General features: G+C 73.7%; 25 protein-coding genes. 7 read left to right on the top strand and 18 right to left on the bottom strand.

The window, feature by feature from the left end; genetic code table 11:
- Positions 1-49 precede the first annotated feature (49 nt).
- A complete protein-coding gene (locus ACIHFD_RS21240; RefSeq protein ID WP_397368374.1) occupies positions 50-2,533 on the top strand; it encodes an ATP-dependent Clp protease ATP-binding subunit in 2,484 nt (827 codons plus the stop codon).
- Between the two features lie 132 nt (positions 2,534-2,665).
- Here ACIHFD_RS21240 and ptsP read toward each other — a convergent pair whose 3' ends face one another.
- Genes ptsP through ACIHFD_RS21280 form a run of 8 tightly spaced genes read right to left on the bottom strand, consistent with a single transcriptional unit; the run spans position 2,666 to position 9,162 of the window.
- Positions 2,666-4,276 carry a phosphoenolpyruvate--protein phosphotransferase gene (gene ptsP, locus ACIHFD_RS21245; protein ID WP_397368375.1) on the bottom strand — a complete coding sequence of 537 codons (1,611 nt, stop codon included), beginning with the start codon at positions 4,274-4,276 and terminating at the stop codon, positions 2,666-2,668.
- The gene (locus ACIHFD_RS21250) at positions 4,269-4,550 is read right to left on the bottom strand and encodes an HPr family phosphocarrier protein (RefSeq protein WP_350734787.1); all 282 of its coding nucleotides are present in this window, start codon (positions 4,548-4,550) and stop codon (positions 4,269-4,271) included. Before ACIHFD_RS21250 ends, ptsP begins: the two co-directional genes overlap by 8 nt.
- 10 nt (positions 4,551-4,560) lie before the next feature.
- Positions 4,561-5,565, bottom strand: coding sequence for a zinc-dependent dehydrogenase (locus ACIHFD_RS21255; protein WP_397368376.1), 1,005 nt, complete (start codon positions 5,563-5,565; stop codon positions 4,561-4,563).
- Positions 5,562-5,990, bottom strand: coding sequence for a PTS sugar transporter subunit IIA (locus ACIHFD_RS21260; protein ID WP_397368377.1), 429 nt, complete (start codon positions 5,988-5,990; stop codon positions 5,562-5,564). Before ACIHFD_RS21260 ends, ACIHFD_RS21255 begins: the two co-directional genes overlap by 4 nt.
- Entirely contained in the window at positions 5,983-6,291 is a 309-nt protein-coding gene (locus ACIHFD_RS21265) for a PTS lactose transporter subunit IIB (RefSeq protein WP_225963163.1), read from the bottom strand. The genes ACIHFD_RS21260 and ACIHFD_RS21265 overlap by 8 nt, the downstream gene beginning before the upstream one ends.
- A 3-nt stretch (positions 6,292-6,294) precedes the next feature.
- The gene (locus tag ACIHFD_RS21270; protein WP_364241617.1) at positions 6,295-7,416 is read right to left on the bottom strand and encodes a PTS mannitol transporter subunit IICB; all 1,122 of its coding nucleotides are present in this window, start codon (positions 7,414-7,416) and stop codon (positions 6,295-6,297) included.
- Positions 7,417-7,447: 31 nt separating this feature from the next.
- Positions 7,448-8,404, bottom strand: a complete 957-nt coding sequence (pfkB, locus tag ACIHFD_RS21275) for a 1-phosphofructokinase (protein ID WP_397368378.1) — start codon at positions 8,402-8,404, stop codon at positions 7,448-7,450.
- Positions 8,401-9,162, bottom strand: a complete 762-nt coding sequence (locus tag ACIHFD_RS21280; RefSeq protein WP_350734778.1) for a DeoR/GlpR family DNA-binding transcription regulator — start codon at positions 9,160-9,162, stop codon at positions 8,401-8,403. The genes pfkB and ACIHFD_RS21280 overlap by 4 nt, the downstream gene beginning before the upstream one ends.
- Before the next feature lie 88 nt (positions 9,163-9,250).
- Here ACIHFD_RS21280 and ACIHFD_RS21285 point away from each other — a divergent pair, with 88 nt between their 5' ends.
- From ACIHFD_RS21285 to ACIHFD_RS21295, 3 genes are read left to right on the top strand one after another with little or no spacing between them, the layout of a single operon-like run.
- The gene (locus ACIHFD_RS21285) at positions 9,251-10,105 is read left to right on the top strand and encodes a hypothetical protein (RefSeq protein ID WP_397368379.1); all 855 of its coding nucleotides are present in this window, start codon (positions 9,251-9,253) and stop codon (positions 10,103-10,105) included.
- The gene (locus tag ACIHFD_RS21290) at positions 10,105-11,046 is read left to right on the top strand and encodes a phosphotransferase family protein (RefSeq protein WP_397368380.1); all 942 of its coding nucleotides are present in this window, start codon (positions 10,105-10,107) and stop codon (positions 11,044-11,046) included. Before ACIHFD_RS21285 ends, ACIHFD_RS21290 begins: the two co-directional genes overlap by 1 nt.
- A gap of 33 nt (positions 11,047-11,079) precedes the next feature.
- The gene (locus tag ACIHFD_RS21295) at positions 11,080-11,307 is read left to right on the top strand and encodes a 4-oxalocrotonate tautomerase family protein (RefSeq protein ID WP_350734772.1); all 228 of its coding nucleotides are present in this window, start codon (positions 11,080-11,082) and stop codon (positions 11,305-11,307) included.
- Between the two features lie 15 nt (positions 11,308-11,322).
- Here ACIHFD_RS21295 and ACIHFD_RS21300 read toward each other — a convergent pair whose 3' ends face one another.
- From ACIHFD_RS21300 to def, 5 genes are all read right to left on the bottom strand, one after another.
- The gene (locus ACIHFD_RS21300; protein WP_364241605.1) at positions 11,323-11,670 is read right to left on the bottom strand and encodes an MmcQ/YjbR family DNA-binding protein; all 348 of its coding nucleotides are present in this window, start codon (positions 11,668-11,670) and stop codon (positions 11,323-11,325) included.
- 10 nt (positions 11,671-11,680) lie between these two features.
- Positions 11,681-12,097 carry a CBS domain-containing protein gene (locus ACIHFD_RS21305; RefSeq protein WP_350734769.1) on the bottom strand — a complete coding sequence of 139 codons (417 nt, stop codon included), beginning with the start codon at positions 12,095-12,097 and terminating at the stop codon, positions 11,681-11,683.
- A gap of 85 nt (positions 12,098-12,182) precedes the next feature.
- On the bottom strand, positions 12,183-13,589 hold the full coding sequence (locus ACIHFD_RS21310) for a pyridoxal phosphate-dependent decarboxylase family protein (protein WP_397368381.1): 1,407 nt from the start codon (positions 13,587-13,589) through the stop codon (positions 12,183-12,185).
- Positions 13,582-14,202: an XRE family transcriptional regulator gene (locus tag ACIHFD_RS21315; RefSeq protein WP_350734765.1), complete on the bottom strand. Its 621-nt coding sequence runs from the start codon at positions 14,200-14,202 to the stop codon at positions 13,582-13,584. The genes ACIHFD_RS21310 and ACIHFD_RS21315 overlap by 8 nt, the downstream gene beginning before the upstream one ends.
- Before the next feature lie 7 nt (positions 14,203-14,209).
- Positions 14,210-14,749 (bottom strand): peptide deformylase, encoded by a 540-nt coding sequence (gene def, locus ACIHFD_RS21320; protein WP_355199052.1) that lies wholly within the window; start codon positions 14,747-14,749, stop codon positions 14,210-14,212.
- 146 nt (positions 14,750-14,895) lie between these two features.
- On the opposite strand from def, the gene ACIHFD_RS21325 reads away from it, so the two are divergent.
- The gene (locus ACIHFD_RS21325) at positions 14,896-15,690 is read left to right on the top strand and encodes a class I SAM-dependent methyltransferase (protein ID WP_397368382.1); all 795 of its coding nucleotides are present in this window, start codon (positions 14,896-14,898) and stop codon (positions 15,688-15,690) included.
- Positions 15,691-15,788: 98 nt separating this feature from the next.
- On the opposite strand, the gene ACIHFD_RS21330 is transcribed toward ACIHFD_RS21325, so the two are convergent.
- Together ACIHFD_RS21330 and ACIHFD_RS21335 are read right to left on the bottom strand one after the other, a co-directional pair.
- Positions 15,789-16,304 (bottom strand): hypothetical protein, encoded by a 516-nt coding sequence (locus tag ACIHFD_RS21330; RefSeq protein ID WP_363968828.1) that lies wholly within the window; start codon positions 16,302-16,304, stop codon positions 15,789-15,791.
- A gap of 135 nt (positions 16,305-16,439) precedes the next feature.
- The gene (locus tag ACIHFD_RS21335; RefSeq protein ID WP_350734758.1) at positions 16,440-17,366 is read right to left on the bottom strand and encodes a hypothetical protein; all 927 of its coding nucleotides are present in this window, start codon (positions 17,364-17,366) and stop codon (positions 16,440-16,442) included.
- A 130-nt stretch (positions 17,367-17,496) separates the two neighbouring features.
- Here ACIHFD_RS21335 and ACIHFD_RS21340 point away from each other — a divergent pair, with 130 nt between their 5' ends.
- On the top strand, positions 17,497-18,432 hold the full coding sequence (locus ACIHFD_RS21340; protein WP_397368383.1) for a GNAT family N-acetyltransferase: 936 nt from the start codon (positions 17,497-17,499) through the stop codon (positions 18,430-18,432).
- 36 nt (positions 18,433-18,468) lie between these two features.
- Entirely contained in the window at positions 18,469-19,242 is a 774-nt protein-coding gene (locus ACIHFD_RS21345; protein WP_397368384.1) for an arylamine N-acetyltransferase, read from the top strand.
- A 25-nt stretch (positions 19,243-19,267) separates the two neighbouring features.
- Here ACIHFD_RS21345 and ACIHFD_RS21350 read toward each other — a convergent pair whose 3' ends face one another.
- From ACIHFD_RS21350 to ACIHFD_RS21360, 3 genes are read right to left on the bottom strand one after another with little or no spacing between them, the layout of a single operon-like run.
- Positions 19,268-22,123 (bottom strand): ATP-binding protein, encoded by a 2,856-nt coding sequence (locus ACIHFD_RS21350; protein ID WP_397368385.1) that lies wholly within the window; start codon positions 22,121-22,123, stop codon positions 19,268-19,270.
- Positions 22,120-22,869, bottom strand: a complete 750-nt coding sequence (locus ACIHFD_RS21355) for a DNA polymerase beta superfamily protein (RefSeq protein ID WP_397368386.1) — start codon at positions 22,867-22,869, stop codon at positions 22,120-22,122. The genes ACIHFD_RS21350 and ACIHFD_RS21355 overlap by 4 nt, the downstream gene beginning before the upstream one ends.
- A complete protein-coding gene (locus tag ACIHFD_RS21360) occupies positions 22,866-23,504 on the bottom strand; it encodes a DNA polymerase beta superfamily protein (RefSeq protein ID WP_397368387.1) in 639 nt (212 codons plus the stop codon). The genes ACIHFD_RS21355 and ACIHFD_RS21360 overlap by 4 nt, the downstream gene beginning before the upstream one ends.
- Between the last annotated feature and the right edge of the window lie 36 nt (positions 23,505-23,540).

Genomic DNA, 23,540 nt, shown 5'->3' on the forward strand with positions numbered 1-23,540 from the left:
ACGTTCGGCGTACGCGGTAGGGGTCCCCCGAATCGAGGGGGGACATGCGATGTCGTTTTTCGGTGGGGACCCGTTCAGAGGGTTCGAAGAGCTCACGGGCCGGGTGTTCGGCGGCATGGAATCCTGGCCGCCTACCCGGCCCGGCGTGCAGCGGGTGGACGTCGGCCGGCTGCTGTCCGCCTCGGCGAGGGAGGTCCTGGCGCGGGCCATGGACGCCGCCGGTGAGCGCGGCGCCCCCGACCTGGACGTGCTCGACATCCTCGACGCCCTGACGGAGGACGACGCCATCCGCAACACGCTGCGCACGGCCGGGGTGGACGTGGGCCGGGTGCGCGACCGCATCGACGAGGTGGCCGGGCCGGGCGAGGCCGGCGAGCCGCCCGCCACGCTCTCACCGGCCGCCAAGAGGGCCATCCTCGACGCCCAGCGGATCTCGCGTGCGCTGCGGTCGTCGTACATCGGGCCCGAGCACCTGCTGCTCGCGATCGCCGCGCGCCCCGACTCCGGCGCCGCCCGGATCCTCCAGGACCAGGGCGTCTCCGCGAACGAGCTGCAGGAGGCCATGACGGCCGTCCCGCGCCGGACCGACGGCGAGCCGCGCCGCAAGAGCGACACGCCGACGCTCGACGAGTACGGCAGGGACATGACCGAGGAGGCCAGGCAGGGCAGGCTGGACCCGGTCGTCGGCCGCGAGGAGGAGATCGAGCAGGCCATCGAGGTGCTCTCGCGCCGCACCAAGAACAACCCGTGCCTGATCGGCGAGCCGGGCGTCGGCAAGACCGCGATCGTCGAGGGCATCGCCCAGCGCATCGTGAACAGCAGCGTCCCCGACACGCTGAAGGACCGGCGCGTCGTCGGCCTCGACCTGACCGGCATGGTGGCCGGGACGAAGTACCGCGGCGAGTTCGAGGAGCGCATCAAGAAGGTCATCGACGAGGTACGCGCGCACTCCGACGAGATCATCGTCTTCATCGACGAGGTCCACAACCTGGTCGGCGCGGGCGCCGCCGAAGGCGCCATGGACGCGGCCAACATCCTCAAGCCCGCCCTGGCCCGCGGCGAGCTGCACGTCATCGCGGCCACCACGATCGACGAGTACCGCAAGAACATCGAGAAGGACGCCGCGCTCGAACGCCGCTTCCAGCCCATCCTGGTAGCCGAGCCGAGCGTGGAGGAGACGGTCGAGATCCTGGCCGGGCTGCGGGACGCGTACGAGGCGCACCACCAGGTCCGCATCACCGACGAGGCGCTCGACGCGGCCGCGACCCTGTCCGACCGCTACGTCTCCGACCGGTTCCTGCCCGACAAGGCCATCGACCTCATGGACCAGGCCTCCGCCCGGGTGCGGCTGCGCTCGCGCACGCCCGGCGCCGACGTACGGGAGCTGGAGGAACGGCTCGACGCGCTGCGCCGGGACAAGGACCAGGCCGTCTCCGCCGAGGACTTCGACCGCGCCAAGGACCTCACCACGCAGATCGACAAGATCAGACCGGAGGTCGAACGCGCCCGGCACGGCACGGACAGCGTGCCCCTGGTCACGGTCGAGGACATCGCCGAGATCGTCTCCCGCCGCACCGGCATCCCGGTCACCCAGCTCACCCAGCAGGAGCGCGAGCGCCTGATGCGCCTGGAGGAGCACCTGCACGAGCGCGTGATCGGCCAGGAGGAGGCCGTCACCGCCATCGCCGAGGCCGTACGCCGGGCGCGGGCGGGCCTGAAGGACCCGAACCGCCCGATCGGCAGCTTCCTGTTCCTCGGCCCGACGGGGGTCGGCAAGACGGAGCTGGCCCGGGCGCTCGCCGCGGCGCTGTTCGGCGGCGAGGACCACATGGTGCGCATCGACATGAGCGAGTTCCAGGAGCGGCACACGGTCTCCCGCCTCATCGGCGCGCCGCCCGGATACGTCGGGTACGAGGAGGCCGGTCAGCTCACCGAGGCCGTCCGCCGCCGCCCGCACGGCGTGATCCTGCTGGACGAGATCGAGAAGGCCCACCCGGACGTCATGAACATCCTGCTGCAGATGCTCGACGACGGCCGCCTCACCGACGGCCAGGGCCGCACGGTGGACTTCACCAACACGATCGTCATCATGACCAGCAACATCGGCGCCCAGCTCATCCTGGACTCGCCGGGCGACGTCAAGGAGCTCGAGGACCGGCTCATGGACCTGCTGCGGCACTCGCTTCGGCCGGAGCTGCTCAACCGCATCGACGAGACGATCATCTTCAAGCGGCTGGAGAAGGAACAGCTACGCCAGATCGTGGACCTGATGCTGGAGCGCACCCGGCAGCGGCTGCGCGGGCAGGGCGTCGCGCTGGAGGTCACGGACGCGGCCAAGGACTGGCTGGCCGAGCGCGGCTACCAGCCGGAGTTCGGGGCCCGGCCGCTGCGCCGCGCGGTGCAGCGGGAGGTGGACAACCGGCTGGCCACGATGCTGCTGACCGGGGAGGTCGAGGAGGGGGGCCGGGTGACGGCGGACGTCGAGGGCGACCACCTCGCCTTCCGCGCCACCGCAGCGCAGCCGACCCCCTGACCACCGCGATCCCGCGGCCCGCCGCACGTGGCTGGTGTCCTTTGAGGGAGACGAAAGGAGGCGGGCGGCCGCACGCGCATTGCGGCATCATGCGAACGCGCGCCGAGGGACCCTGGGGGAGCCGGGGCGCGGTCAGGCGAGGGCGGCCGCGGCGCGTTCGCGGCAGTCGGCCAGCGTGAGGTCCGCCAGGGCCTCGCGTACGGCGGGGACGCACACCGGGGCCATGGACAGGCTGGTCACGCCGAGCCCCACCAGCAGGGGTGCGAGCAGCGGGTCTCCGGCCGCCTCCCCGCACACCCCGACCGGCTTGCCCGCCTCCTGCCCCGCGGCGGCGCACATGGCGATCAGCTCCAGCAGCGCGGGCTGGCGCGGGTCGAGCAGGTCGGCGAGGGCGGAGTGCTGGCGGTCGGCGGCGAAGGTGTACTGGGCCAGGTCGTTGGTGCCGATGCTGAGGAAGTCCATCTCCCGCAGCAGCCGCCCGGCCCGCAGCGCCGCCGCCGGGACCTCGATCATCGCGCCCACCCTGGCGATGCCCCTGGCGCGGGCGCGCCGCGCGAACCCGGTCGCCTCCGCCGTCGTGGTGACCATGGGCGCCATCACCCATGCCTCCGCGCCCGTCTTGCGGGCGGCCTCGGCGATGGCGTCGAGCTGGGTGTCCAGGACGTCCGGCAGCAGCCGGTCGACGCGCAGGCCGCGCACGCCGAGGGCAGGGTTCGGCTCGCCGGGCAGGCCGAGGAAGGGCAGGGGTTTGTCGGTGCCCGCGTCGAGCGTCCGCACGATCACGCTCTCCGCCTGGGCGAACACCTCCGCGTACGCGGCCACCTGCTCCTCGAACGACGGCGCCGTCGTACGGTCCAGGAACAGGAACTCCGTCCTGAACAGCCCGACCCCCTCGGCGCCCGGCCGCAGGTCCCCGGCCGAGCCGATGTTGAGCAGCAGCTTCACCGGGTGGCCGTCCGACGTCCGGCCCGGGCCCCGCCCGGCCGCCAGCCTGGCCCGCTCCGCGCGGTCTGCCTCCTGGACCTCGGCCGCCTCCCGCTCGGTGAGGCCGACGGCGAGCTCGCCGGTGCGGCCGTCCACGCCGACCACGGTGCCGTCCGGGACGTCCATGATCCCCTTGCAGGCCACCACGGCGGGCAGGCCCCGGCCGCGGGCCAGGATCGCGGTGTGGCTCGTCGGCCCGCCCCGCTCGGTCACCAGCGCCAGCACGTCCGGGCCCAGGCCCGCGGTGTCGGCGGGGGAGAGATCCTCGGCCACCAGCACGTACGGGTGGCCGGGGGAGGGGAGCCCCGGCATGGGGAGGCCGAGCGCGAACGCCACGGCCCGGTGCTTGAGGTCGTCGAGGTCGGCGGCCCGCTCGGCCAGGTAGCCGCCGAGCGCGGCCAGCGTGTCCCGGTGCTGCGCGAAGGCCGCGTCCAGCGCGTGGGCGGCGTCCATGCCCTCCTGGGCCCGCCCCTGGGCGTCCTCCAGCAGCATCGGGTCGTCGGCGATCATGGCCAGCGCCTCGAGGATGTCCGCCGCCTCCCCTGAGGCGGCGGCGGCGCGCCGGGTGAGGTCCGCGGCGACCGCCTCCAGGGCGGCGGCGACGGCGGACGACTCGGCGGCGGGGTCGGCGGCGGGGCGCGGCGGGGGCAGCGTCGGAGGGGCGGCCATCCGCATCGTCGGCCCCGCCGCCCGCCCCTGGCTGACCCCGAGGCCGGTCAGAAGCCCGCCCGAACCGGAGAAGGCGGGCCGGTCAGGCATCGAGGGCCTCTTCCGCGTCAAGGTCGCGCGCGAGCAGCGCCGCCAGCGAGTCCAGTGCCTCCTCCGCCCCCGGCCCGTCCGCCTCCAGCGTCACCTCCGTGCCGCGCACGGCCCCCAGCGACAGCACGCCGAGCATGCTCTTCGCCGGGACCGCCTTCTCCCCGAGCCGCACCGTCACCGGCACCCCCAGCCGCGCCGCCGCCTGCACGAACAGCTTGGCGGGCCGGGCGTGCAGGCCGCTGGCAGAGGCCACGATCACCGTTCGCTGTGCCATCCCGAACCTCCTAGGGCTCAATAGTGACCTTGATGGCCGCGCCCCTGCTGACGAGGTCGATCCCGTCGAGCACCCGGGGCAGCGGCAGCCGGTGGGTGATGAGGTCGGACACCACCACGTCCCCCGAGGCTACGAGCCGCAGCGCCTCGGCGTTGTGGGCCGGGCTGGAGCCGTTCGCGCCGACGATGGACAGCTCGCGGTAGTGCACGAGGTTGGAGTCCAGGGTGACGAGCGGGTCGTCCTTGGGCAGGCCGCCGAAGAAGCTGATGCGCCCCTGCCGGGCCGCCATCCGTACCGCCTGCTCCTGCGCCGCACCCGAGGCCGCCGCCGTGATCACCACGTCGGCGCCGCGCCCGCCGGTCAGCTTGAACACCTGATCGACCGGGTCCGCGTCGATCGCCGCGTCCGGGCGCACCAGCTCGGCGGCCATCGCCAGGCGCTGCGGGTTGACGTCCACGAGGAAGACGCGGGCGGCGCCGCGGGCCCGCGCGAGGCGTACGTGCAGGCAGCCGATCGGGCCCGCGCCCATCACCACCACGTCGTCGCCCGCCCCCACGCGCGCCAGCGACTGCCCGTTGAGCACGCAGGCGAGAGGCTCGGCCACCGACGCCTCGGCGAAGCCGACGCCCGGCGGGATGGCGTTGACGCCGTTCACGGCCAGCACCTTGGCCGGGATCACCATGTACTCGGCGAAGCCGCCGTCGTAGTGGTAGCCCATCGACTCCTGGTTCGGGCAGACGGTCAGGCGGCCGCGCAGGCACTCCGCGCAGGTGCCGCACGGGATCGCGGCGATCACCTGCACCCGCTCGCCCGTGTCCACGACCTCGCCGGCGATCTCGTGGCCCATCACGCGTGGCGGCCTGATGTGGTGGTGCCCGAACTTGAGGATCTTGGCGTCCGTGCCGCACGTCGAGCAGTTCCGTACGCGGATCTTCAGCTCGCCGGGCCCGGCGACGGGCTCCGGCGCGTCCTCGATCCGGATGTCGCCGGGAGCATGGAATCTGGCGACCTTCACGCTGTGAGCTCCTTCATCACTTGTGAGACTTCGGTGGCCTCGCGCAGCGTCCTGGCGCGGTCGGGGTCGAGCAGGATCTCGGCCAGCGCCGCCAGCAGCGGCACGTGCCCGCCGTCCTTGGCCGCGATGCCGACGCAGAGCGTGACCTGCTCGCCGTCCCAGTCGATGCCGCCGGGGAAGCGCACCACGCAGATGGCGTCGCGCTTGACGTCCCCCTTGGAGGCGTTCGTCCCGTGGGGGATGGCCACGCCCTCTCCGACGTACGTGGAGATCGTCCGCTCCCGTTCGAGCATCGCCTCGACGTACGGCTCCGCGACCGCCCCCACCTCGACCAGCGCCCGCCCGCACCGGCGGATGGCCGCGGCGCGGTCGGGGGCGCTCTCGTGCAGCAGCACGGCCCGCGGGTCGAGCAGGCCGTCACGCATCGACCGTGCCGCCGTTCTTGATGGTGTTGACCAGCCGGGTCACCGCCGGGTCGCCGAGGAAGATCTGGAACGAGACCAGGACCTTCCCGGGGGCGGCGGCCCTGGCACGGGCGGCCAGCCCGGCGTGGCACAGGACCACGTCGGCGTCGTCGGGGATGGAGTTGACGGGCGTGTGCTCGACGCTGACGCCGGTGTCCTTGAGCTGCTTGCGCAGCGTGGAGGCGAGCATCACGCTGCTGCCCATGCCCGCGTCGCAGGCCACGATGATCTTGTGGATGTCCTTGCTGTCGATGCCGGCCATGGCTCAGGCCTCCTTGTTGGCGGGTGCGGTGGCGGGTTCGGTGACGGTTTCCTGCGAGTCCGCGGACTCGTCCTTCTTCTCGCCGCGGCCGAAGCCGAGCAGGATCGCGGCGACGGCGAACGACACGCCCGTGGCCACGAGGATCCCCAGGCTGGAGCCGAGCCAACCGCCCTTCGGCGTGACCGCGATGTAGGCGAAGATGCTGCCCGGCGACGGCGTGGCGACCAGGCCCGCCCCGGTGACCATGAACGTGAACACGCCGGCCGCGCCGCCCGCGATGACCGCGAGGATGAGGCGGGGCTTCATGAGCACGTACGGGAAGTAGATCTCGTGGATGCCGCCGAAGAAGTGGATGATCATGGCGGCGGGCGTGCTCGGGCGCAGCTCGCGCGGGCCGAACAGCAGGTACGCCAGCAGCAACCCGAGGCCGGGTCCCGGGTTCGACTCCAGCATGAACAGGATCGACTTGCCCGTCTCCGCCGCCTGGGCGACGCCGAGCGGGCCGAGCACGCCGTGGTTGATGGCGTTGTTCAGGAACAGGACCTTGGCCGGCTCGATCAGCACGGAGGCGACGGGGAGCAGGTTGTGGCCGATGAGCCAGCTCACCGCGTTGCCCGCGGCCGTGGTGACCGTCTGGACGATCGGGCCGATGCCGAACATCCCGACCACGGCCATCGCGCCGCCCACGATGCCGGCGGAGAAGTTGTCCACGAGCATCTCGAAGCCGGCCTTGGTCCGCTGCTCCGTGAACTTGTCCACATATTTCAGGATCAAGGCGGTGAGCGGGCCGATGATCATGGCGCCGAGGAACATCGGAGAGTCCGTGCCCACCACGACGCCCATCACCGCCACCGCGCCCACGACCGCGCCGCGCTGCCCGTGCACCATCCGGCCGCCGGTGTAGGCGATGAGAATCGGCAGCAGGGTCGAGATGATCGGGCCGACCATCTTCGCGAGCGTCTCGTTGGGCAGCCAGCCGGTCGGGATGAACAGCGCGGTGATCAGGCCCCAGGCGATGAACGCGCCGATGTTCGGCATGATCATGCCGGCCAGGTGGCCGCCGATGCGCTGGATGGTGGCCTTGACACCGGTTCCGGTGACCGGGGGAGTGTAACTGTCGGCCATGGACTTGCTCCTTCGGGGGATGAGCAGTTGATCAGCCGCTGTGCGGGACAAGGGGAGAGGTGAGGGGGCGGGACGGGTCGGGCGGGTGGACGGCGACGACGACGGGGTCGATGTCGGCGGGGCCGGGCATGCGGCTGCCGGGCAGGCGGACCGCCGCGGCACCCCAGGCCAGCGCCCGCGCCAGCGCGTCGGGGCCGCGCCCGCCGCCGGCCAGGAAACCGGCCAGCATGGCGTCCCCGGCGCCGACGGAGCTGCGCGGCTCGGTGACGGCGGCCTCGCCGTACCAGATGCCCTGCTCCTCGACGAGCACCGCGCCGTCGGCGCCCAGGCTGGCCAGCACGGCACGCGCGCCCGCGGCCCGCAGCTTGCCGGCCGCCTCGACCACGTCGCCCAGGCGGCGGATGAGCATGCCGGTGGCGGCGGACAGCTCCTCGAGGTTGGGCTTGACCAGCGCGGGGGCGGCGCCGAGCGCGCACGCGAGCGCCGGGCCGCTGGTGTCGACGGCCATGTGGATGCCCGCCCCGGCGAACCTGCGGCACAGCCGGGCGTAGACGTCGGCCGGGACCTCGGGCGGCAGGCTGCCCGAGGCGACCACCCAGTCGGCCTCGTGGGCGGCGTCGAGCACGGCGTCGGCGATCGTGTCCAGCTCCTCGGCCGACAGCGCCGTGCCCGGCTCGTTGATCTTGGTGATGGTGCCGTCGGGTTCGGCCAGGGTGACGTTCGACCTGGTCGGGCCGGCCACCGGGACGGTGACCATGTCGAGCCCCTCGGCCGCGAGGAGCCGTACGAGCTGCCTGCCCTCGTCGCCGCCGAACGGCACCACCGCCCGGCTCGCCACGGCGTTGGCCAGCAGGGCACGTGAGACGTTGACGCCCTTGCCGCCCGGGTCGAGGTGCGCGGCGGCGGCCCGGATGACGGCGCCGCGGTCGAGCGCGGCGATCTCGATGGTGCGGTCGAGGCTGGGGTTCAGGGTCAGGGTGAGGATCACGCCCGGATCACCTCCGGGCCCGCCGCCGCCAGGTCGGCGGCGAGCGCGACATCCAGCCCGGTGTCGGTGATGAGCACGTCGATCTCGTCCAGGCCGGCGAACCTGGCCAGGTACGTGTTCGTGAACTTCGTGTGGTCGGCCAGCAGCACGCTGCGCTGGGCGGCCTTGACCATGGCCCGCTTGATCGCCGCCTCGGCCGGGTCGGGCGTGGTCAGGCCCCTGGCGAGCGAGCAGCCGTTGGCCGCCATGAAGGCCACGTCCACGTTGAGGTCGGCCAGCGGGCGCAGCGCCCAGTCGTCGACCGTGGCGAGCGTCTTGCCGCGCACCCGGCCGCCCAGCATGATCACGTGGAGGTTGGGGCGGGCGGCCAGGGCGGTGGCCAGCGGCGGCGAGTTCACCACGACGGTGAGCTCGCGGTCGGCGGGCAGCACCTTGACCAGCCGGCCCGTCGTGGTGCCCGCGTCGATGATCACGGAACCGTCCTCGGGCAGCTCGGCCAGCGCGGCCTTGGCGATGCGCTCCTTCTCGGCCGTCATCACCTCGTCGCGGGCGGCCAGCGCGGGCTCGAACCCGAGGCGCTCGACGGGGATCGCGCCCCCGTGCACCCGGCGCAGCACGCCCGCCCGCTCCAGCGACGTCAGGTCGCGGCGGATCGTCTCGGTGGTCACGTCGAGCTCGGCGGCCAGCGTCACCACGTCGACGCGGCCCGCGGCGCGCGCCCTCCGCAGGATCTCCTGGTGCCGCTCCTCGGCGTACATGATGTTGGTTCACCGCCGTTTCGGGTTGGTTTCATCTTTGTTTATACCCGCTTTGTTGGCCGGGTCAAGGCTTGGTAGGTATAGGCGAATGCGAAGCAAGCCCCTGGCCGCCGCGATGGCGGCCGTCCCCCTTGTCGTCGGGCTCGCCACGCCCGCCCAGGCGGCCCCGCGGGTGCCCGCGGGCACCACAGCGTCGTGGCTGGTGTTCGACCGGCAGGCGGGCAAGTTCGTGGCCACGCGTAACGCGCACCGGAAGTTCCGCTCGGCCTCGGTCGTCAAGATCCTCATCGCGATCGACTACCTGGAGCGGCGCAAGAGCGTGCCGGCCGCCGACGCGCGGCTGCTGAAGATCATGCTGCGCTCCAGCGACGACGACGCGGCCTCGGCGTTCTGGGACCGCGCCGGAAAGGGGCAGATCATCGTGCGGATGGCGCGCAAGCTCGGCCTGTCCGACGCCGCGCCGCCGCCCGCCTCCAAGCCCGGCTTCTGGGGCTACACCTCGCTGAGCGCGTACGACATCGTGCGCACGTACCGCTACCTGCTCGACAGGGCCGAGCCCAGGGTCCGCGACACGATCCTGGGGCACCTGCGGCAGTCCACGCCGTGCGGGACCGACGGCTTCGACCAGACGTTCGGCATCCCCGGCGCGGTGCCCCGGCCGTGGGCGGTCAAGCAGGGCTGGTCGGGGTTCGGCGACACGCCGCCCACGCGGTGCTCCGGCGCCCGGGCGGTCGGGGCGCCCATCTCGTGGATCGCCCAGCGCGCCACCGGCTCGGGCGTGCCCGACTACGGCCGCCCGGTGCTGCACACGACGGGACTGGTGGGCAAGAACGAGCGGTACGTCATGGCGGTGCTGACGGCGCACCCGGCGGGCGGCACGTGGGCCTCCTCGGTCACCCGCGTCACCAAGCTGACGGGCGACCTGTATCGCGGCCTTTCCTGATGACGGGCATGCCGCACGCCACCGGCGGCCGGCGCATCACCTGGGCCGAGGTGCCCGCCGAGGTGCGGACGGCGATCGAGAAGCTGCTCGGAAGCAAGGTGGTCGGCGCGGCCGGCCAGCCGGGCGGCTTCTCCGAAGGCGTGGCCGCCCGGCTGCGCCTCGCCGACGGCGGGCGGGCGTTCGTCAAGGCGGCGAGCTCGCTCGTGGCGCCGGGGGTGGCCCGGTTCCACCGCCGGGAGATCGAGGTCTCCCGGCGGCTCCCCGCCGGGGTGCCGGCGCCGCGGCTGCTCCACGCCCATGACGACGGCACGTGGGTGGCCCTGGTGTTCGAGGACGTCGAGGGACGGCTGCCGGCCCAGCCGTGGGTACGCGACGAGCTCGACCGGGTGCTCGCCGCCGCGACCGGGCTGGCGCGGGTGCTGACCCCGTCGCCGATCGACCCGGCCGTGCTCGCCCGGCCACGGCTCGGCGGGTGGCGCGCGCTGGCGGACGAGGGCGGCGCCATGCTGTCGCGGTGGGCCGGCGATCATCTGGACGAACTGGTCGCGCTGGAGGAGGCGGCCGCGCCGTCCCTGGCGGGTGAGACGCTCCTGCACGGAGATCTCTATCCGTTCAACATCATGCTCACCCCGGACCGCGTCCTCGTCGTCGACTGGCCCCACGCATGGGTCGGGGCCGCGCACTGCGACGTGCTCACCCTGCTGTCGAGCGCCTCGCTGAGCGGGGTGGACCCGCAGCCGTTCGCCCAGGAACATCCGCTGACCCGCGACCTGCCCCCGGAGGCGATCGACGCCTTTCTCGCCACGCACGCCGGCTTCCTGCTGCGGCTGGCGGCCGGCGCCGGGCCGGGCGCCGATCGCCACCTGATCGACATGGCCACCGCGCTGGGCAAGGCGTCGCTGCACTGGCTGCGACGGCGGCTGGCCGGGTTTGCCCCTTAGGTGCGGGGGCAGGTCCGCTGGAGGGGGGAAGCCATGCCGCTCATCAACGTGAAGGTCATCGAGGGCGTGTTCAGCGCCGCTCAGAAGGCCGAGATGGTGGAGAAGCTGACCGACGTGATGGTCGCCATCGAGGGCGAGAACATGCGCCCGCTGACCCTGGTCATCGTGGAGGAGGTCAAGAGCGGCGACTGGGGTGTCGGCGGGAAGCCGGTGACGACCGCCGAGGTGAAGGCGATGGCCGCGGGCCTGCGACCCCGCTGAGCTGCCGCGGGCCCATCACCGGGCCTGGGCCTGCTGTTCCAGGCGCACCTTCTTCGGCACGCACATCCGCCACGCCTCCAGGACCAGCTCCCGCATCTCGGCCGGGTCGAGGGCGTCCATGCGCGCCACCACCCAGTTGAAGCGCAGGTCGGACTCTCCGGGCATGAGGAACTTGTCCGGCTCGGCCGCCACCAGGGCGGCGCGTTCCTCCTTCGGGAAGCCGAAGCCCATCAGCGTCTCGTCGCGCGAGAACGCCACGTAGACGATCTTGCCTACGCGGAACTTGACCCGGTCCCGGATGAGGTGCTCCGACGAGCGGGGGAGCGTGCGGGCGAACTGCCGTACATCGTCGACTGTGAACACGGGGCAAACGTTACTGGTTGCCCTCCGCGGCCGAAATGTCGGCGAGCGCGGAATGCGGGTCGCGCTCCAGGGCCAGGTCGCCGAGGCTGACGATGCCGACCGCGCGGCCGTCCTCCAGCACCGGCAGGCGGCGGACGGCATGCGAGCGCATGATCCGCACCGCCTGGTCGATGGTGGTGTCGGGGTCGATGGCCTCGACGTACGGGCTGCACGCCTCGCGTACCGGCGTCTGGGAGGACTTCTCGGCCGCGACGACGCGCACGGCGATGTCGCGGTCGGTGATGATGCCCTGGATCCGGCCGTTCTCGTTGACGATCACCGCGCCGGTGTCGTGGTCGCGCATCAGCGCGGCCGCGACGGACACCGGCTGGTCGGCCTCGACCGCCGCCGGGTGGGACGTCATGACCTCTGCCACGGTGTCGGCCATGGGGATCCTCCTGCCTGATCGGTCCCCGACCCCCTACCCGGGCGGATGCGCGGCTCACCGGCCTTTGCCGGGTCTCTGCGTTCGGCTAGAACGTCTTGGCCGCCAGGCGGATCTCCTCCAGCAGGACGGTCAGGTCCCGCTCGGTGGTGTCCGGGTGCAGGAAGCAGGCGCGCAGCGCGTCGCGGCCGCCCAGCCGGGTGCCGGTGATGAACGCGTTCCCGCGCGCCTGAACCGCGCCCGGGATCGCCCGGTTGAGGGCATCCAGGTCGTCGGGACCGGACCGGTAACGGAAGGCGGTGATCGAGGTGGTGACCGGCGCCAGCAGCTCGAAGTCGGCGGCCTCCTCGACCATGGCGGCGAGCGTGCGGGCCAGCCCGGTCGTGTGGTTCACCAGGCGCTCGACGCCGGAGCGGCCCAGGTGCGACAGCGTGGCCCAGGTCTTCAGCGCGCGGAACGGGCGGGTCTGCTCGGGCCCGTACTCGGAGAACCACCCCAGATCGCCCGCGTTGTCGTCGATCAGGTACGACGGCACCAGGCTGAACGCGGCCCGCGCCGCCCCCGGGTCGCGCAGCAGGGCGCAGCCGCAGCCCACCGGGACGCCGAGCCACTTGTGCGGGTCGAGGGCCAGCGAGTCGGCCCGCTCCAGGCCCGCGTAATGCGGCGCGGCGCCGTCGGCCAGGACGCCGAGCGCGCCGTACGCGCCGTCCACGTGGAACCAGAGCCCGTGCTCGGCGGCCACGTCGGCGATCTCGTCGAGCGGGTCGACCGCGCCGGAGTTGACGGTGCCCGCGCTGCCCGCCACGCAGAACGGCCGCAGGCCCGCCCGCAGGTCCTCCTCGACCATGGTGCGGAGCGCGCCCACGTCCATCCGGTACGCGCCGTCCACCGGGACCACGCGGACCTGCCGCGATCCGAGGCCGAGGAGCTGGGCGGCCTTGTGCAGGCAGCTGTGGCCCTCCTCGGTGACGTACATGACCATGGGCGGCCGCCCGGACAGGCCCTCCTCGCGGGCGTCCCAGCCGTCGGCGAGCGCGGCCCGCTGGCGGGCGGTGGCCAGGCAGATCACGGTGGCCATGGAGGCGCCGCTGGTCAGCAAGCCGCCACCCGGCGGGTGCGGGAAGCCGACCAGCTCGGCCAGCCACCGCACCACCGCGCGCTCCAGGTGCGGGCCCGCGTGGTCGCCGCCGGCGCAACTCGGGTTGAAGGCGGCGGCCAGCGGCTCGACGAGCACGCCCGCGGGGTTGGGCGGGGAGTTCACCCAGCCGAAGAAGCGGGGGTGGCCGTTGCCCATGGGGTACGGCAGCACATGCGTACGGGCGTCCTCGAGCAACTCGCCGAGGGGCCGCCCGCGTTCGGGCAACTCCTGGCCGCTCAGCCAGGCCCGCTCGGCCTCCGGCACGGGCCGCCACACGGGCCGCTCGCCGAGGCCCGCCAGGTGCTCGGCGGCGATCGCCGCCGCCGCGGCCACGTCGGTCGGGTGGAGATCAGCCATCGGAGGGCTCCTTCCAGGGGTCGTGCTGTCCGGCGCCGCCCAGCTCCATGGCGAGGTAGTAGACGCAGTCGTCGGCGCCGTCGTTGGCGAAGGCGTGGCGGCAGTCGCCGGGGTAGTAGGCCGAGTCGCCGGTCGCCAGCTCGTACGGCCTGCCGTTGATCGTCAGCCGCAGGCTGCCGCGCTCGACCGCGAGGTACTCCCGCGACCCCGGCGCGTGCGGCGCGAACTCGCCCGCGTCCACGCCGGGCCCGAGGGTCGTCCGCATGAACTCGAACTCCACGTCCCCGAGCACCGGCGACAACACGCGGCGCTCCCAGCCGGACGGGTCGCGCAGGACCCGCTGCCCGGCGTGGCGCAGCACGCGCATCGCCGAGTGCGCCGGCTCGTCGAGCAGCCGGGCGATCGACGTGCCGAGCGCCGTGGCCAGCCGGTCGAGCACCAGCACCGTCGGGGTCTTGGCGCCCCGCTCGACCTCCGAGACCATGCTCCGGCTGATGCCGCTCAGCGTGGCCAGCCGCTCGACGGTCAGCCCGCGCGCCCGCCGCTCCGTGCGGATCCGCAGCCCGAGCTCGGCCATCGACAGGCCGCTCGACAGGACCCCTTCGCCTTCCATTCCTCCACTATAGCGGTGCTTTGTCCGCGATAGTGGAACGGGCCTCCTCGTAGGCGGCCAGCACCCGCTTGCGGCGTTTGGCGGGAAGGCGGTCGATGTACAGGTAGCCGTCGAGGTGGTCGGTCTCGTGCTGGAGGCAGCGGGCCAGCAGCCCCGTCCCCTCGACCGTGACGGGCTCCCCGGCGGCGTCGAACCCGTGCACGGTGGCGTGGTCGGGGCGGGGGAGCGGCGCGTACTGGCCGGGCACCGACAGGCAGCCCTCGTCGTCCGCGTCGAGATGGCGCTCGCCCACCTCGGGGAGCTCCAGGGTGGGGTTGACGACGACGCCCTTGTGGTGCTCCCCGTCCGCGTCCGGGCAGTCGTAGATGAACACGCGCAGGGCCACGCCGATCTGGTTGGCGGCCAGGCCCACGCCCTCCGCCGCGTACATGCTCGCGAACATGTCCTCCACCAGCGCCGCCAGCGCGTCGTCGAACCGGGTGACCGGCTCGCACGGGTGATGCAGCACCGGGTCTCCGACGTGCACGATCGGCCGGACCTCTCCCACGACCAACGCCTCTCTCCGAATTTGCGAACGTTTCGCAACAAAGTTTACGGTCTCTTCGCCGTCTCATAATTCAAGACGTTTCTTCTTGGATGATGAGACGAGCGCTAGAGTGATCGGCGTCGGAGCGGAGACGAAGGAGTTTGCCGATGAACGCCGTGTACACGCATGGCCACCATGAGTCCGTGCTGCGCTCGCACCGCTGGCGCACCGCCGAGAACTCGGCCGCGTACCTGCTGCCCCACCTCAAGCCGCACATGAAGGTGCTGGACGTGGGCAGCGGCCCCGGCACGATCGCCGCCGACCTGGCGGGCCTGGTCGGCCACCTGACGGCGTCGGAGGTGACCGAGGAGGCGCTCGAGCTGTCCAGGACCGAGATCACCGCCAGGGGGCTGGACAACGTCGACTTCGCCGTCGCGGACGCGCACGCCCTCGACTTCCCCGACGACACGTTCTGCGTGGTCCACGCGCACCAGGTGCTGCAGCACGTCGGCGACCCGGTGCGGGCGCTGCGGGAGATGGGCCGGGTGACCAAGCCGACCGGGTACGTGGCGGCGCGCGACAGCGACTACGCGGCGTTCGCCTGGTATCCGCTGCTGCCGGAGCTGGAGGAGTGGATGGCGCTGTACCAGAAGCTCGCGCGGGCGAACGGCGGCGAGCCGGACGCGGGGCGGCGGCTGCTGTCGTGGGCCAGGGCGGCGGGCTTCACCGACGTCACCGCCACCTCCTCGACGTGGTGCTTCGCCACGCCGGAGGACCGGGCCTGGTGGGGCGGGATGTGGGCGGACCGCATCCTGGGCTCCGCCATGGCCGAGCAGGCCCTGTCGACCGGCGCGGCCACGGAGGCCGATCTGCGGCGGATCTCGCAGGGGTGGCTGAAGTGGGCGGAGGCCGAGGACGGCTGGATCTCCATCGTCCACGGTGAGATCATCTGCCGCGCCTGACGACGCCCGCCGCCACGACGCGCGTCAACGGGCGCGGGCGCCCGTCAGTGGGCGCGCTCGCGTCCCCGGGCGCGCGTCCCCGGCACGCGCGGGGTGGGTCACAGGCCCAGGGTGTGGGCCCGCTGCCACTGGGGGTCGCGGTAGAGGACCATGTCCGAGCCGATCATCTCGTCCGGCGCCGACAGCATGGTGATCTCGCCCGCGGCCTGCATCTCCAGCAGCAGGTCGCGTACCCGCGGGCCGACCGGCAGCCGTCCGGCGGGCAGCCCCATCCCGGTCCGCACCGCGTCGGCGGCCTCCGACAGGTGGAACGGCCCGTCGAAGTTCGCCACGATCCCGCGTACGACGGCGATCGTGATGAGGTGCTCGGCCTCGGCGTAGGCGAGCTGCCAGATGACCTGCTCCTTGCGGCCCCCGGTGGCCGCGCAGGCCGTGCAGCCGTGCGTCAGCCCGGGCGCCATCTCCTCCTGGCCGGATCCGAGGCAGACCGAGCACAGGCCGTTCTCGGCGGCGTGCAGCTCGGCCGTCATCCGCCCGGCGAGCACGGCGCCGCACTCACAGGCGAACGCGTCACCCAGGATGCCGGTCTGCGGGGAGATCGCATGCGTCGTCACCGGGCCGACTCTACCGCCGCCCGCCGCCGTCCCGGGCACCCGGCGCACCCCGGGCCACCCCCGGACCGCCGGCCACGCACGTCGGCGGCGCCCATCCGCCACGAGCGCCAGGCACGAGCGCCGGGCCGCCGCACGTCAGCCGCGCAGGTCCGCGAGCCCGTGCAGCCGGCGCAGGGCCTTGCGGGCCGCGGCGGCGACGCGCTCGTCGGGGTGGTGGTCGATGAGCACCCGCAGCACCTGCCCCGTCCACGGATGGTCCCCGAACGCCAGGATCGCGATCGTCCCCGCCTGCTCCTCCGCGTCCATCCCCATGGCGATCGACTCGATCACCTCGCCCGCCTCGCCCCCGAACTCCAGCAGCGCCGCCGCCATGTCCACGAACACCCAGGCGATCTCCTCCGGGGCGGCCGGGCGGTCGTCGCGCTCCGTCCTGGTGGCGATCACCGCCCCGAGCCCGGGCTCCTCCAGCAGCCCGGCCAGCGCCCGCTTCCCCTCCTCGCCGAAGTCCGACGACAGCAGCTCCACGCCGACCGCCCGGCTGAGCGGGCTCACCGGGGCCAGCGCCGAGGCGATCTCGGCCACCGCCGCGTCCGGGTCCCGGCCCTTGAGCCACCCGGCCAGCTCCTCGCCGCGTTCCGTCTCCGGGTAGGAGCGCAGGCCGTGCAGCAGCTTGGTGGCGTCGGCGTCCGCGAGCGACCCGATGACCGGCACCTCCTGCCCCGTGGTCTCCGCGATGATCAGCCGCGCCGCCCACAGGCCGAGCCAGCTCAGCGTGTACGGCTCCGCCTGGCGTACCAGGCCCAGCCCGGTCAGCACCTCGGGCACAGCGCCCGGATGCGGCTCGCGCGACAGGAACATCCTGATGAGCTCCAGCAGCAGCCCCTGGTCGGCGGCCAGCCGTTCGCGGCAGTGGCCCGCCCAGAAGGTCAGGACCTCCGCGTCGGAGCCCTCCGGCTTCAGCTCCTCGGCCAGGGGGGCGGCACGGACGGCCGCCGCGAGCGTGGCCTCCTCGGGCAGCCGGATCGGGGGCTGCAGGGGCAGGGTGTCGTCGTAGGACCTCACGAGCCCATCCTGTCGCGATATTTCCGCTACAGTGCCCCGTGACGCCGAAAAGTCGGAAGAAAGGAGGCGCTGAGATGTTCGGCACTACTTCGGGCACTCACTGTGCCCGCTTCTACTTCTCGGAGGAATTGTGCTTTTCCGTCCCGCGGTCGAGGACGATCTAGACCGCCTGCTCGGCTGCGTCGTCGACGAGTCCATCAGCTGGGCGCATCCCGAACGCCTGCTCTCGTTCCTGGAGAGCGGCAACTACCGATACGACCGCATCTGGCTCGCCGTCGCCGACGACGGCGAGATCCTGGCCCGCGCCGTCTGGTGGAGCTTCCCCGACGGCGACAGGCCCCTCGCGCTCGACTGCGTGTACGTCCATCCGTCGGTGGACGATCGCGTGGGGCTGGCCGCGGAGCTGCTGCGCCGCGCCCACGACGCGTACGGGCGGGCGATCGAGTACCACGTGTTCGTCACCCGCGGCTGGCGCGACCATCCGAAGGCATCGGCGGCCATCGCCTGGCGCTGGGAGGCGGCCGGCCGCGCCGGGCTGACCGAGGAGCTGGAACGGCTCCGGTACGAATGGACGGCCGGGCCCGTCCCCGAGCCGTCCGACCGGCTGGTCTTCCGTGGGGATGACGACGACGAGGTGTTCGTGGAGGCGTTCCGCCGGGTGGCCGTCGGGACGCTCGACTTCCACACCCGGCAGGCCCTGGTCACCATGGACCCCCTGGAGCAGGCGCGCGAGGACGTCCGCGACAACCGGTCCATGCGGGGCGACCGGTCGTGGTGGCGGCTGGCGTACGACAAGAGCGGGGACCTCGTCGGGGTCGCCCTGCCGTCGGCCAACGACGGCGGGCCCGTGGTCGGCTACCTCGGCGTGGTGCCCGAGCACCGGGGCCACGGGTACGTGGACGACCTGCTCGGCGAGATCACCCGCGTCCACGCCGAGCGCGGGGTCCAGCGGATCCTGGCGGACACGGACTCCGGCAACATGCCGATGGCCAGGGCGTTCGAACGCGCCGGCTATCACAACTTCGCCATCAGGCTCGTCCTGTCGGCGAATCCCGTGAACGCGTGATGCGGGCGGGCCGTCGCGTACGAGATCGTCGATCTCATGACATGGGACATCGACAAGCTCGATCTCGAGGCGTACCTGACCAGGATCGGACACGGCGGCCCGCTCACGCCGACATATGAGACGCTGCGCGCGCTGCACCTCGCGCACGTGCGCTCGATCCCCTTCGAGAACCTCGACGTGGTCCTCGGCCGGGGCATCGCCCTCGACGTGGGCAGCCTCCAGGACAAGCTCGTCACGGGCGGGCGCGGCGGCTACTGCCACGAGCAGAACCTGCTGTTCGCCGCCGCGCTCGAACGCCTCGGCTTCGTCCTGACCCGGCACCTGGCCAGGATCCGGCTGGGCCGCCGCCACCTGCCGCGCTCGCACGCCACGCTCACCGTCGAGGCGGACGGCCGCACGTGGCTGGCCGACGTGGGCTTCGGCGGTGAGGGGCTGGTGGTGCCGATCGCCTTCGAGGACGGGGCGACGGCGCGGTCCGGCCCGTGGGAGTGGCGGCTGGGCCGGGACGGCGACTTCCGGGTGCTGCACGCGGGCCCGGCCGAGCTGTACGCGTTCCGCCTGGACGAGCCGCACTATCCGAGCGACTTCGAGGTGGCCAACTTCTACGTCGCCAACAACCCCCGCTCGCCGTTCGTCCACCACGTGCTGGCCCAGCGCACCACGGCCGACGCCCGCGTCCGCGCCGAGGACCTGGCGGCGAGCACGCCCGCGGAGCTGGCCGAGGGGCTGCGCGAGCGCCTCGGGATCGAGATCACCGAGGAGGACGCCCGCGAGTTGCTGCCCGTGCTCCAGGCCGACCGCACGGGCTGACTCACTGGCTGACTCACGGGCTGACTCATTGGCCGGGCTCGTGCGCCAGCACCTGCCTGGTCAGCTCCACCCGGCTGTTCACCCCCAGCTTGGCGAACGCGTGGCGGAGGTGGCTGTCGACCGTGTGCGGCGACAGGAACAGGGCGGCCGCCGCCTCCCGGTTCGTCATGCCCCGGGCGACGAGCCGGACGACGCGTAGCTCGGAGGCCGTCAGCGCCGCCCACCCGCGCCCTGTCACCCCCCGCCGCACCCTCCCCGCCGCGGCCCCGCACGACCGGTAGACCTCGAAGGCCTCCTCCCGCCGCCCCGCCTCCTCCAGGGCCGCCGCCAGCCCGAGCGGCCGCGGGGCGCTCCGGTACAGCTCGACGGCCTCGTCCAGCCTGCCCTCCGCGTGCGCGAGCCCGGCCGCGAGGGACGTGACGCCGGGGTTGCGGCGGGCGAGGTCCCGCACGCACGCGACCACGCGCGGATCCGCCCGCCACCGCGCCGCCGTCCACGGCTCCTGCACGATCAGGTAAGCCAGGGCCCCGCCATGGGACGGGCCTCCATCGGAGACGCCCGTGCCCGTCGCCTCGTCGAGGAGCTCGCGCCGCCACCGCAGCTCCTCGGACACCAGGCCGGGCCCCTCCCCGGCCAGCTCGCGGCCCCGATCCAGGTATCCGCGTGCCGCCTCCGTCTCGTCCCGGAGGAGCGCCACGTGGCCGAGCACGCCGAGCAGCGCCGGGGCCAGCGCCATCGCCGAGAGCTGCCCGGCCACCCGCAGTCCCGCCTCGGCCTCGGCCGCCGCGTCGTCGAGCCGCCCCCAGGCCAGCAGCAGCTCGGCCCTGAACCGGTGCAGCAGCGGCAGCGCCCACGCCGTGCCCAGCCGCCCGGCCTCCCGTTCGACCACCGCGTACAGGCTCTCGGCCTCCTCGAACCGGTCCAGCGCCACCATCGCCGCGCCCAGCCACAACCGCGGATGCCGGTGGGCCGCCTCGCCGCCCGCCGCGTCGGCCAGCTCCACCGACCGTTCGGCGTGCCGCAGCGCGCCGTCGAGGTCGCCCCGGAACAGTGCCACGGTGGATCGCGCCTGCAACCCCACCACCTGGGCGAACACCTCGCCCTCCGCGACCGCGCCGGCCGCCGCCTCGGCGGCCGCGTCGATCTCGCCGGTCATCATCAGCGCGTGGGCCCGTACGGCCAGCAGCCGCGCCCGCTCCCGACCCGGCACGCCCGAGCGGCCCAGCACCTGTCCGGTCCGCCGGATGACGCCCCGGTCGTCGCCGATGTGCTTGAGCGCCTCGGCCAGCCCGAGCGCGACCCCCGCCTCCTCGGCCGCCGTGAGCGGTACGCCGAGGCGGTCGGCGAGCTCCCTGGCCTCACCCAGCCGCCCCGCCGAAGCCAGCAACCGCACGGCCCCAGCCACCAGCGGCGCGGTGTCGCGCGTGGCCTCCGGCGTGGTGCCATGCGTGGCCTCCGGCGTGGTGCCTTGCGTCGCCTCCGGTGCGATGTCGCGGCGGTGGGCCAGTTCGAGGGCACGCAGCATCAGGTCGGCGGCGGCCGAAGGGGCGGCGGCCGTCATCTCCTCGGCAGCCGCCCGCAGCTCCCGGACCGCCGCCGCGTCCCCCCGTCGGGCGCCATGCCTCAGGTGCTCGGCCAGCTCGGCGGGCGGCCGGCCTTCGGCCCGCAGCACGGACGCCGCCTCCCGGTGCAGCGCCGTCCTGATGGGCGCGCCGAGCCCGCCGTAGACGGCCTCCCGGATGAGGTCGTGCCGGAACGCCAGCCGATCCCCCTCACCGACGAGCGCGCCCGCCCTCACGGCCTCCTCCACGCGCCCGAACAGCGCCCCCGCCGTCACCCCCAGCACCCCCGCCGCCTCGTGCACCGAGAACGGCCGCCGCAGCACGGAGGCCGCCTCCAGCAGCCGCCGCGCCTCGGCGGACAGGTCGCGCAGCCGCCTCTCGACCGCCGCCACGAACCCGGCGGGCAACGCCACCCCGCCACCCGCCCCGCGACCCGCTGGGCCACCCGCCGCGCCACCCGCTGGGCCACCCGCCGCGCCACCCGCTGGGCCACCCGCCGCGCCACCCGCTGGGCCACCCGCCCCGCGACTCGCCGCGCCATCCGCCCCGCGGCCCGCCCCTCCACCCGCAGGGCCACTCGCCCTGCCACCCGCTGGGCCCGTGACCGGGTGCGCGCCGCCCGCCGCGACCTCGGCCACGCCGTCGCGCACCGAGATCCGGCCCTCGGCGTGCAGCCCCGTCAGCACCTCCTCCAGCAAGAACGGGTTGCCGCCGCTGCCCCGCACCAGCTCCAGCACCGACGGGCCGGGTGCGGCGCCGAGCAGGCGCGCGCCCAGCTCGGCCGCCTCCTCCGGGCCGAGCGGAGGCAGCGGCACGCGCCGGGCACCCTCCTCGATGAGCCGGTCCACCGCCTCCTGCCGGGGCAGCGGCCGCCGCCCCAGCAGCCACACCACGGGGGACCCGGCCAGTCCCGGTACGAGCTGCCGCAGCGCCAGGCAGGTCAGCTCGTCCGCCCATTGCACGTCGTCCAGGACGATCGCCAGCGGCCGGGTGCGCGTGAAGCGCTCGACCACCTCACCGACCCGCTCGATCACCCGGAACCCGTCACCCCCGAACCCCGGGCCCAGCGGCCCGCCATCGGAGGTGAGCGGGCGGAGGAGGGTGGACAGGGGCGCCACCCGGTCCAGCTCGGTGGCGCGGCCGAGCACCACCGCCGTCCCGCGCACCCGCGCCCGCGCCGCGGCCTCCTCCAGCAGGCGGCTCTTGCCGATGCCCGCCGGTCCCTCCACCACCACGCACCCCGACCCCGCCGCCAGGACCCCGCCGACGACTCCGAGCGCGTCCGTCCTGCCCACCAGCTCCGCGCCTGCCGACGTCACGTCAGGGAGCTCCACCCGCGCACGCGCGCCCGCACCACCAGGTCGTGCAGCGCCGCCTCCGCCGTGGCTCGCTCGGGCAGGACGGAGGAGTCACGCGCCGCCTCCAGCGCGGCCGTCATCCGCTCCACGTCCGCCTCCAGGCCGAGCGTGGAGGGCGCGCGCACGTGCTCGGCCTCCACCTTGCGGGCGACCAGGTCCGGCAGGTACGCGGGCCCGTACGCGTACAGGCGCGTCAGGTCGGCCTCCAGCTCGCCGGTGCGCATGAGGTGCGTCCCGGTGGCCAGCACGCGGAAGGTGTAGAGCAGCGGCTTCAGCTCCAGACGCTTGGTGAACAGCCGCCACTGCGTCCGCGCGAACCCCAGGTAGTGGTGGGCGTGGTGCCGCGTCAGGCAGCCGGGGGCCAGCGCCACCAGCTCCTCGTGCACCGGCGACGACGTCACGACCAGCGGCGACAGCAGCTGCTCCAGCACATAGCCGTTGCGCCCCAGCAGTAATCGGCAGAACTTGGCCAGGTCGTGCGTCACCAGGTCCACCTCGACGCCGTCGCGCGTCCACATCCGCTCCAGCGTCTGCGGCCCGTGCCGCAGACCCGCCACCTCCTCCACCGGCAGCACGTGCACGCCGCGCAGGTCCACGTCGGAGTCCACCGAGGGGAACCCGTACAGGTGCGCCCCGCTCACCGTCGCGAACACCAGCGGGTACGGCTGCTCACCAGGGATCTCGGCCAGCCAATCGGGCAGTTTCACAGGTGCTCCTTCCGCACGCCGACCAGGAACTCCTCCACCCGCTCCCGGTCCGGCCGCTCCGGCAGCACGCTGCCGGCGGCGCCCACCTCGGCGGCCAGTTCGATCCGCCAGGCGTCCACCTCCGCCCACGGCACCTCGCCGCGCCGGATCGCCAGCAGCCGCTCCCGATAGGGTCCCACCTGGACCAGCGGTTCGCCGTGGCGGATCAGGTGCAGGCCGCTGAGCAGCAGCCGGATCATGTGCATGGCCTGCTTCCACTTCGGCGCGGCCGGGTCGAGCCGGCGGAACTGCGAGTCGGCGTACCCGGCGAACGAGTGCCGCGCCCGTTCCGACAGGAAGGCCCGGCGCAGCTCGCGCAGCCGCCGCCCGGCAGGCGTGATCACCTCCACCATGGGGGACCACAGGCACTCCAGCGCGGTGGGGTTCGCCTCGAGAGCGAGGACGCAGAAGCGCTCGACCTCCCACGAGAACTGCTCGGGCAGCGGCCCGTCCCGGTGCGTCGCCGGTTTCTCCAACCGCCAGAACGCGGCCGTCGGCGCCACGAAGACGCCCCGCCGGTCGGTGTCGGAGGCTTCCGTCTCGAGTCCGTACGCCCTCGACCCCATGACGACGGTAAGGATCATGTCATCGGTCACCCGGATATCTTGCGCCATGGGCCCGTGGACTGGTCT

The organism is Nonomuraea sp. NPDC051941 (genome assembly GCF_044593615.1).